The sequence below is a fragment of the Thermoflexus sp. genome, assembly GCF_025055495.1.
GTDB lineage: Bacteria > Chloroflexota > Anaerolineae > Thermoflexales > Thermoflexaceae > Thermoflexus.
Genome location: NZ_JANWXB010000335.1, coordinates 1 through 8,083 on the forward strand (window position 1 = coordinate 1; position 8,083 = coordinate 8,083).

Below are 8,083 nucleotides of genomic sequence, written 5' to 3' on the forward strand. Positions count from 1 at the left end.
ATCGATGATGCTCTCGCCGATCCCGATCGTGCGGATCACCCGCCAGACCATTGCCTCCGCAGGCGGAAATCGTTTCTCCAGGTAGGGGATCACGGATCCCGTGAGCATTCGCTCCAATTCGCGGGGGACTCCTGGCAGGGCGAAAAGAATATGGTCCCCCTCCTCGATCATGAACCCCGGGGCGGTTCCGATGGGATTGGGGATCACCTGAGAGCCCTGGGGGCGGAATGCTTGGCGGCGGTTGTTCTCCGGCATGGGGAACCCGAAAGCCTGAAAGCGAGCGCGGATCGCCTCGAAGAGCTCGGGATCGAAGATCAGCGGGCGCCCCATGGCTTCCGCGACCGCCTCGCGCGTCACATCGTCCACCGTGGGCCCCAGTCCCCCGCTGATGATGAGGATCTCGCTCCGGGCCAGCGCAGCCTGGATGGCGGCCACCATGCGAGGCCGATCGTCCCCGACCACGGTGATCTGAACCAGGGGGATCGAGAGCGATTGAAGGGCGCGGGCGATCCGGGAGGAATTAGTGTCCACCAGGTCTCCGCTCAGCAGTTCCGTTCCAGTGGCTAGGACCTCCGCGTTGGGCATATATCCTCCTTAGGCGGATTGGAATGATTGAACGCGCCATTGGGCAACTTCTGAGCTCTCTTGGGGATGTGGAGGCTGGGGCGCCGCCGAAGGCGATGCCCCAACCCCAAAAAGAGATCAGGCTCAGGTCCAGCCGTCGTGCAGACCCGAGAGCGAACCGCCCAGCGGCTGAAAAGGGCTCGATTACCTCCGCCGCGAAGCAACGAGGGAGAGGCAGGCGACTTCGCTGCCTGTCCCTCCATGCTCAAATCGAGTGAGGCGGCTGGGAACGCAGCGGCCAGGGCCGGAGGACCCCATCCCCTTTATCCCCCTGCGGCTCAGAGGGCCGTGGAGGGATAAAAAACACCTTGGGGGGCGGAGCCCGCTTCGTCACTCCTGCCTGGATTTGCCCCAGAGCTCCGCATCGCTAATCTTCAGAGGGGATCTGGGTAGAGGGAGGTGATCCGACGAGAGCGGTTTCCAGATGGATGCCCTCCGGCAGATCCTCCAGCGAGCGCATCATCTGGACCCACTTACCCCATCGTCCATTCTCCTGAAAGCCCAGGGCCTGATAGATGGCGCGGGCCCGTTTGTTGTGCTCGCCTACCCAGAGCTCACAAACTCGACAGCCTCGTGAGCGCAGATAAGCCATCCCCCGTAGCAACAGGGCGCGTCCCAGACCGCGCCTCTGATATTCCGGATCCACCACCAGTTCATGAATCGCTCCAACCGTCCCGTGGTTCCACCGGGAATCCGTGGCGATGAACCCCACCGGGCGATCCCCATCATAGGCGATAAACGATCCATGAGGATCTCGATGGCGGAGCCATTTTAGATAAGCTTTCACTTCCGTTCGATAGCGGTAATAATAATCTCCCAAGGGTTGGTAGGCACGCAGGTAGAGATCGATGAGATCTGCGGAGCCAGAAAGGGGCTCCTGCACGATGCGAATGGAGCTCGTTGAGCGAGGCAAAAGAAATCACCTCCTTCCGGAGGGAATGTGGGCGATTGAGGTGCTTGGTTGCCTTCGGTCGTTACCTGCCCCATGCTCCACCGACGAGGGCGCGTCGCTTTGTCGACTCTTCTGTGCTTTGGACGGGCAGGGCCGCCGAAGGCGGCTTCGCCCATCCAAGAAGCCCCAGAAATCGAAAGCTCAATCAGCTGCAAGGAAACACGATCGCCTTGTCCATCTTGGGCTTGAAGGTTTTGGGAGGCTGGGAGCCGAAGGCCCCCAAAAGCCGTTTCCTCCCCCTTCCCACGGCCCTCCGGGCCGTGGGAAGGGGGAGGGGCCATCGCCCTCTACTATTCTCAGCGATAGGCATCGTTTCGCTTGCGAATATCCTCAATTTGTAAAGTTTTCTCGTCCCAGGTCAGATAAATTCGATATTCTCCCGCTCGATACGACAATAACTCCCCCCGATCATGGCGGATCTTCGTCAGCGGCGGGCGCTGAGCCGCCGCCAGCTGACGGATCCGCCGCATGACCTGTTCCCGATGTTTCGGATGCAGCTCATCCAGCGCTCGTTGCGCGCGTTCCGTGATTCGGAGAACCATTCGGACCTCACCACCCTTTCCAAACTAACGCCATTCGCCCTGTGACCGTCTCCAGCTCGATCCCCTCGCGTCCTAAAGGTCCTTCCCGGGTTGCCCGATCCCGATTCCCTTCTTGGGTGACCCCACCGTCCCCCCAAGCCCTCTGGGGAAGGGTCGGCGTGGACGGTTTCCCCTGCTCTTCCAACCCGACCTTTCTCTAACCTTATTTTATATCTGCGTAGAAGGCCTGGCGAATTTGTTGATCGCCATATCGCTTTTTTGTTAGACAACCTCGAGGGGCGTTACTTTCACCCTCAACGCCCTCCTCCGTCCATACCAGATCCGTTTCGATGCGAACGAGGGGATGGAGGTGGTGGGGCGGATCCCTTGGCCGCCGGTTCTGTCCTCTCGGGTTTTTATGAGATCCCTGCGGCCTGGGCAATGGCCACGAGTTGCTGATGGCAGATCTGAAGGGCATCCGCGACGCGTTGAGGATCCCGCGGCTCTGTGAAAAGCGCTTCCCGGAGGAAACCGATGGTTCGGGTCAGATCCGCGAAGGCCCGAGCGAGGGTTTCCTCTGTAGCTGCGGATGAAGGAAGCGCCGTGCGAGTGAAAACCGGAAGGGGCTGCTGGGCAGGGCCCAACCCCAATGCGCCGCGCACCTCCCGCAGGATTTCCTGGAACACATCCTCATCCTGCACGAAAGGACGAGTGGCATCGATAACCAGGAAAGGGCCCTCATAGGTAGAAAAGAAGGCTTCATAAGCCAGGCGGAGGCGCTCGATATAGGCTCGATCCATTCCTCGCTCATAAGGTCGATCTCGCATGGCAATACGAGCCATCAGAGTGTCTGTATCCGCTCGAAGGTAGAGGACCAGAGCCGGTTGAGGGGTTTTCTCAGCCAGTGCTTTATGCAGTTGCTCGTAAAGGGCCAGCTCATCTCCGTCCAGATTCAAATGGGCAAAGAGACGATCCTTGGCGAACATGTAATCGCTGACCACCGGCTCGTGCTCTAAGCGGGCGGCGAGCTCCTGATGCTGGCGATATCGGCTCAACAGGAAAAAGATCTGGGTGGGAAAGGCATAGCGGGCGCGATCCCGATAAAAATGCGGCAGGAAAGGATTCTCCTCGAACCGCTCCAGGACAAGATATGCTCCCAGCGCAGGGGCCAGCATTCGAGCCAGGGTGGTCTTGCCAGCACCGATCACGCCCTCAATGGCCAGAAACCAGCGGGTCATGGGTGCCTCCCATGGATCCAGAGAAGATCCGAGTGAGATCCATCATATCGCAAGATCCACAACCCCAGATATCACTTTGTCGACTTGAATTTTGGGTGGCGTCCCCGGATCATTGGGTTCATCCCGGGTCACCTGACATACTTCCCGCCGAGGCGGAGAAGGGACATGTGGAGGCTGACGCTTTCCGATCGTTCGTTTCCCGGGTCTTCTCCTGAGGCGATCTTCGAGCAAGCGCAGCGCGTGGGGATCCTCCGCATGGTCGTGCATGACGAAATCCTGCGTCCCATTCGAAGGCGGCGCCTGTGGTGGTGGAGGAGCCCGGATATCGAGAACTGGCGCGAGGTATCGCAATGGGCGGAGGCGCTGGATTACAGCCGTCCGCGTTTGCATGCCCTGCGTTTCGAGCGTCTGAGGACAGGGGTCCGTCTGATCGCCTGGGCGATCGCCCCTCGCTCCTCCCAGGAGGTGGACGCTTCTCGCATCCAGCGGTATGCGTTGACCGCTGCGGCGGCAGCTGCTTTCCTGGGCGCTCAAGGATTGCTCCTGGAAGGGACGGATCGGTGGGAGCCCGGAGAAGCGATAAGGTTCATCCAGCGTCTCCTCCCTGTCCTGGGTGGCCTGCGCCTGACCCTGTGGCTCCGGCTTTCGGCGGTCAGCCCGCTTCTTCTCGAGGTCCCTCGCGTGTTCCGGACGATGATCCGGCCATGGATCGCCCTGGACTTGGAGGGAGCGCTTCCGGGGGACTTCCCTGCGCTGTGGGATCGGATAAGGCCTTCCGTTTCTATGGTGATGTTTCGTTGCGGGCCGGAGCATCTGGAATGGTGGGATCGAGAGGGCCGCCTGATCCTGGAGCGAACGGAATTTGAGGGGGAGCTGGTGGTGACTTTCCCCGAGATTGCGGGAAACAAAAACAAGGGAGAGATGTGGAGGCACTTGGCGCAGGCGCACCGGCTCTTGCCGAGGTAATGCGACCCTTTTTCCCGTGCTGCGAACGGGAAAGACTAACTAGAAGGGTGGAACAGGTGGCTTCACCGCTTGTCCCATCCCCTCCGCCCTTCGGTTTGTCACGGCGTGTCGCTCGCTCTAAAGCACCCGCGCTCCGGTGCGGCGGGCGATCACCTCCAGAGCTCGAAAGGCGAGATCGCGGGTGAGGCGGTCGATCCTAGGATCGAAGGCGAGGATCCGCAATGGCGCCAGGGCTTCCTGATCCCCCACACGTGCCAGCGTCAGGATGGCGGCCCGGCGCACTCCCTCGTTGCCGCGTTCCAGGGCTCGATAGAGGCTGTGGATCGCAGAGGACCGCTCCCCGATGGCTTCGCCTTCCTGCACGGCCCACTCGATCAACCATCCTTGCTGTTCCACGACGACCGGGCGGAGATCGAGGGCTGGCGGCTGGCGGTTCTTCTCCCAGAGCGTCAACGCATCCTGAGCAGCTGACCGCACCAGCCATTCTCGATCCTCTCGCGCGATGGCTTCCAGGCGGGCCTTTACCCAGTCCTCTGGGATCAAGGCCAGCGCGAACACCGCGGCCCGGCGAGTCCGCCAATCCGCTTCCTCGGTTGCTTCTTGAAGGAGCTGAGGACCATCTGGATACGCCCGCAAAGCCTCCGCTGCCGCGCGACGGAGAGGCTCCTCCGCTTCCAGGAGGAGGAGGACCAGGCGTTTCATGGCGGTCTCAGTGCGGTGCTCGCCAAGAGCGGCGATGACGGCGCGGCGGACTTCGGGCTCGGGATCGGTCAGCGCCTGCTCCAGGAAGGGCAGATCGCTTTCCTGGCCCAGCCACCCCAGGCCCCGGATGGCAGCCATGCGGATTTCTGGATCTGGATGGCGAAGGGCTTTATGGAAAAGAACGGGCACGCCGCGATCCCGGGTGGCCACCAGAGCCTCCGCCAGCTGCAGACGAAGGACCATCGGCAATCCAGGTTTCAGGAACGCCCGGCCCAGGGCGGCCATTCCCTGGGGGCGCCATGGAGCCTGAGGAGAGGCCACGGTGATCCATCGCGCCATGCGCAACAATCGGGTGTGGAAGGCATCATCAGGCTCTGTAAGGGCTCGATCGATGATGCCGGACATCGGGCCGAGGGCGGCATAGAACGTGAAAACGTCCGCCCATCGAGGATTATCCAGGTGAGGCATCAGGGCGGTATTATCGCCGGACTGAGCCAGCGCCCAGGCGGCCAGATACGCCTGAAGCAAGGGATGGCGGAAACACCCTCGCTGCTCATCGATCGGCACCACCGGCCGTCCGGGATCGGTCAGCATCTCAATCGCCCGGTCCAGATTCCGGCGTCCCCCCGGCGGGGCCAGCTCGGGGATGGAGCGAATCAGCGCCTGCTCCATATCTTCCAGGGTAATGACGAAGCGTTCCTCGTTGAATAACTGAAGGGCCAGCTGACCCAGGATCAGGCGGGCGGTGGATGGGGTCAGCATGGTCTTGCCCGGGATCCCCTGGAGCATTCGGTCCAGGACCGCGTCATAAAGCTCTGGACCTCCCGGGCGATCCCGTCTCAGCACTACGGCAGCGGCCACATCGGCGGGACGTAGGCGGACTGGCCGTGGCACTTCCCATGTTTTCAGATACGTCTTCATCTCCGATGCAGGTATTCCGCTGAGCTGAGCCCAGCGCTCTGCGAACAGTTGCACCATGCTTTCGGACCATGGGGCGAGCGCAAGGGGAAGGAACCTTAGCTCTTCCACCAGGCGGGTCACGCTCTCATCCCCTGCGAGCACCACGTGGGTCTCTGGATAGCTCTCCAGCAGCTTGCCTAACCAGCGCAGGATTTCCGATCGACGTGATGGCGGGACTTCTTCCAATTCATCCAGGAGCAACAGGACGGCGCCATCCCGCAGCGACGCGCGGATCATGCTGTCCAAGCGAGCTCGCAGGATCAGAGGGACCATTCCGCTCATCGCCTCCACGAGGGCGGTTTCCGGTGGAGCCAGGGGATCGGGGGCGAGCAGGGGCAGGCGGATGTAAAAGGGCAGGATAGAAGTTCGATCCTTCCACCTCAGGCGTCCGGCGAGGGCCTCCTGGATCAACCAGCAGAGGGCACCGGTGCGGCCGCTCCCAGGCGGCCCGTAGAGGAACACCCGTGAGGCGACTTGAACCGCCTGGCCCAGAGGCAGTCCAGGCTCCGATGGAAGCTCTTGAACCTGGGTGCTCGGGTAGGGCAGGGGAGGACTCAAGAGCGGCTCCAGCAGACAATGAGCGAGGCGGGGATCCAGCGCCGACCAGGCGATCCAAGTCGGAAGCTGTTCCAGCAACCAGTGTCGATATTGCGTCTCCGCGGATAGCCGCAGGCGCTGGCGGGCCTGATTCAGGCGTCCCCTCACGCCCTCATAGAGTCGTCTGAGTGGACGCCGGCTCCCGTAGAGCAGGCCAGCGCCCAGGGAGGCCAGGGCGGCCCCGATGAGAGCGGAGAGCGGATCGAAGCGCCATGATCCCAGAAAACCCACGAATGCTCCTCCAGGGTCCTTATAGATCTGGGTTGTGCGCGGGGAGGCAGCACACCCTCCACGCACAACCCCGGTCGATCTCTGCCGGGGGTTCTAAGGCTTTGTCCATTTTTCATTTGGGGGTTTTCAGGGGCAGCGCGGGGGACCTTTGACTCCCTGCACCGCCCCCGAAAGATGTTTTCTCCCCCTCCCCACAGCCCAGAGGGCCGTGGGGAGGGGGGAGAAAGGGGGGGAGGGCCATCGCCTTCTAAACGCGCCTCGGTTCCTCAAATCCCCAGTGGATAACTGGACAAAGCCCTAAGGCGGGGCTGGGCGCCTTGGGTGCCCGGTCTCGCCCCTACCGACTATTCGGATCGCGTTTCAAGGGCGGTATTTGTATCCCCTCTCTCCACCGCCCGGACGAATGCGGAGAGAGGAGATCGGGGGAGTGGGAGCATCTGGCCCGGGCCATTACGCCCCAACCGCGGAACTCCGAATTGATCTGAATCACTTATGGACTCCGAGCTCGCCAGGGCCGACCAGCCGGTAGCCGATCCCCCGCTCGGTTCGGATGAAAAGGGGGTGATTGGGATCCGGCTCGATCTTCTGGCGGAGATACCAGATGTAAAGCTTCAGATAGCCCCGGTCCTGGATATGCTCCTCCCCCCATACCTCGCGCAGCAGGAAATCATGGGTCAGCGGACGGCCCGCAAAGCGGGCGAGGGTGGAGAGGAGCCTGAACTCGGTCGGAGTTAGCTCAACCGGGCGCCCATCTACCCGGACTTCCTGGGTGATCAGGTTCACATAAAGGCGTCCGTTATCGTAGACCTCGCGGGAGGCTGTGGATTCATAGCGCCGCAAGACAGCCTGGACGCGGGCGATGAGCTGTCGAGGGCCGAAGGGTTTCGTGAGGTAATCATCCGCGCCGCTCTCCAGGCCCCGCACAATATCCGATTCGGTCCCTAGGGCGCTGATGATGATCACCGGGGTTTCACCGGTCGAGCGGATCGTTCGGAGGACCTCCCATCCATCCATGCCGGGCAGCATCAAATCGAGGAGGATCAGATCGGGGTTCTGGGAGCGCAGGAGGTCCAGGCCTTCCTGGCCGCTATGGGCAATGGAGACCTGATAGGCGTTTTGCTCCAGTTGCCAAGCCAGGAAGCGAGCCAGCTCTACGTCATCCTCGATAATCAGGATCTTCTTGGCGTTCAAGTCCTCTTCCCCCCTGAGGTTTCCGGGCGTGTTTGTTTCGGATGGCTCTTCACCTGTTGTTTCAGGACTTGCTTGATTTGGGGATGGACAAGGTTTCAGCG

General features: G+C 61.7%; 7 protein-coding genes. 1 reads left to right on the forward strand and 6 read right to left on the reverse strand.

From position 1 onward, the window contains the following. The 4 genes from NZM16_RS10670 to NZM16_RS10685 all read right to left on the reverse strand — a co-directional run. On the reverse strand, nucleotides 1-585 hold a 585-nt coding region (locus NZM16_RS10670; RefSeq protein ID WP_295480314.1), incomplete at its 3' end, for a competence/damage-inducible protein A. 406 nt (nucleotides 586-991) lie between these two features. Beyond that, complete coding sequence (locus tag NZM16_RS10675) at nucleotides 992-1,537, reverse strand: GNAT family N-acetyltransferase (RefSeq protein ID WP_295480316.1); 546 nt, start codon at nucleotides 1,535-1,537, stop codon at nucleotides 992-994. Nucleotides 1,538-1,872: 335 nt separating this feature from the next. Beyond that, the gene (locus NZM16_RS10680; RefSeq protein WP_295449874.1) at nucleotides 1,873-2,118 is read right to left on the reverse strand and encodes a hypothetical protein; all 246 of its coding nucleotides are present in this window, start codon (nucleotides 2,116-2,118) and stop codon (nucleotides 1,873-1,875) included. Nucleotides 2,119-2,513: 395 nt separating this feature from the next. Continuing rightward, nucleotides 2,514-3,335 (reverse strand): deoxynucleoside kinase, encoded by an 822-nt coding sequence (locus NZM16_RS10685; protein WP_295449877.1) that lies wholly within the window; start codon nucleotides 3,333-3,335, stop codon nucleotides 2,514-2,516. 165 nt (nucleotides 3,336-3,500) lie between these two features. Here NZM16_RS10685 and NZM16_RS10690 point away from each other — a divergent pair, with 165 nt between their 5' ends. Further along, nucleotides 3,501-4,301 carry a hypothetical protein gene (locus tag NZM16_RS10690; protein ID WP_295480318.1) on the forward strand — a complete coding sequence of 267 codons (801 nt, stop codon included), beginning with the start codon at nucleotides 3,501-3,503 and terminating at the stop codon, nucleotides 4,299-4,301. A gap of 117 nt (nucleotides 4,302-4,418) precedes the next feature. On the opposite strand, the gene NZM16_RS10695 is transcribed toward NZM16_RS10690, so the two are convergent. After that, complete coding sequence (locus tag NZM16_RS10695) at nucleotides 4,419-6,791, reverse strand: NACHT domain-containing NTPase (protein ID WP_295480320.1); 2,373 nt, start codon at nucleotides 6,789-6,791, stop codon at nucleotides 4,419-4,421. 486 nt (nucleotides 6,792-7,277) lie between these two features. Further along, nucleotides 7,278-7,982, reverse strand: coding sequence for a response regulator transcription factor (locus NZM16_RS10700; protein ID WP_295449885.1), 705 nt, complete (start codon nucleotides 7,980-7,982; stop codon nucleotides 7,278-7,280). Between the last annotated feature and the right edge of the window lie 101 nt (nucleotides 7,983-8,083).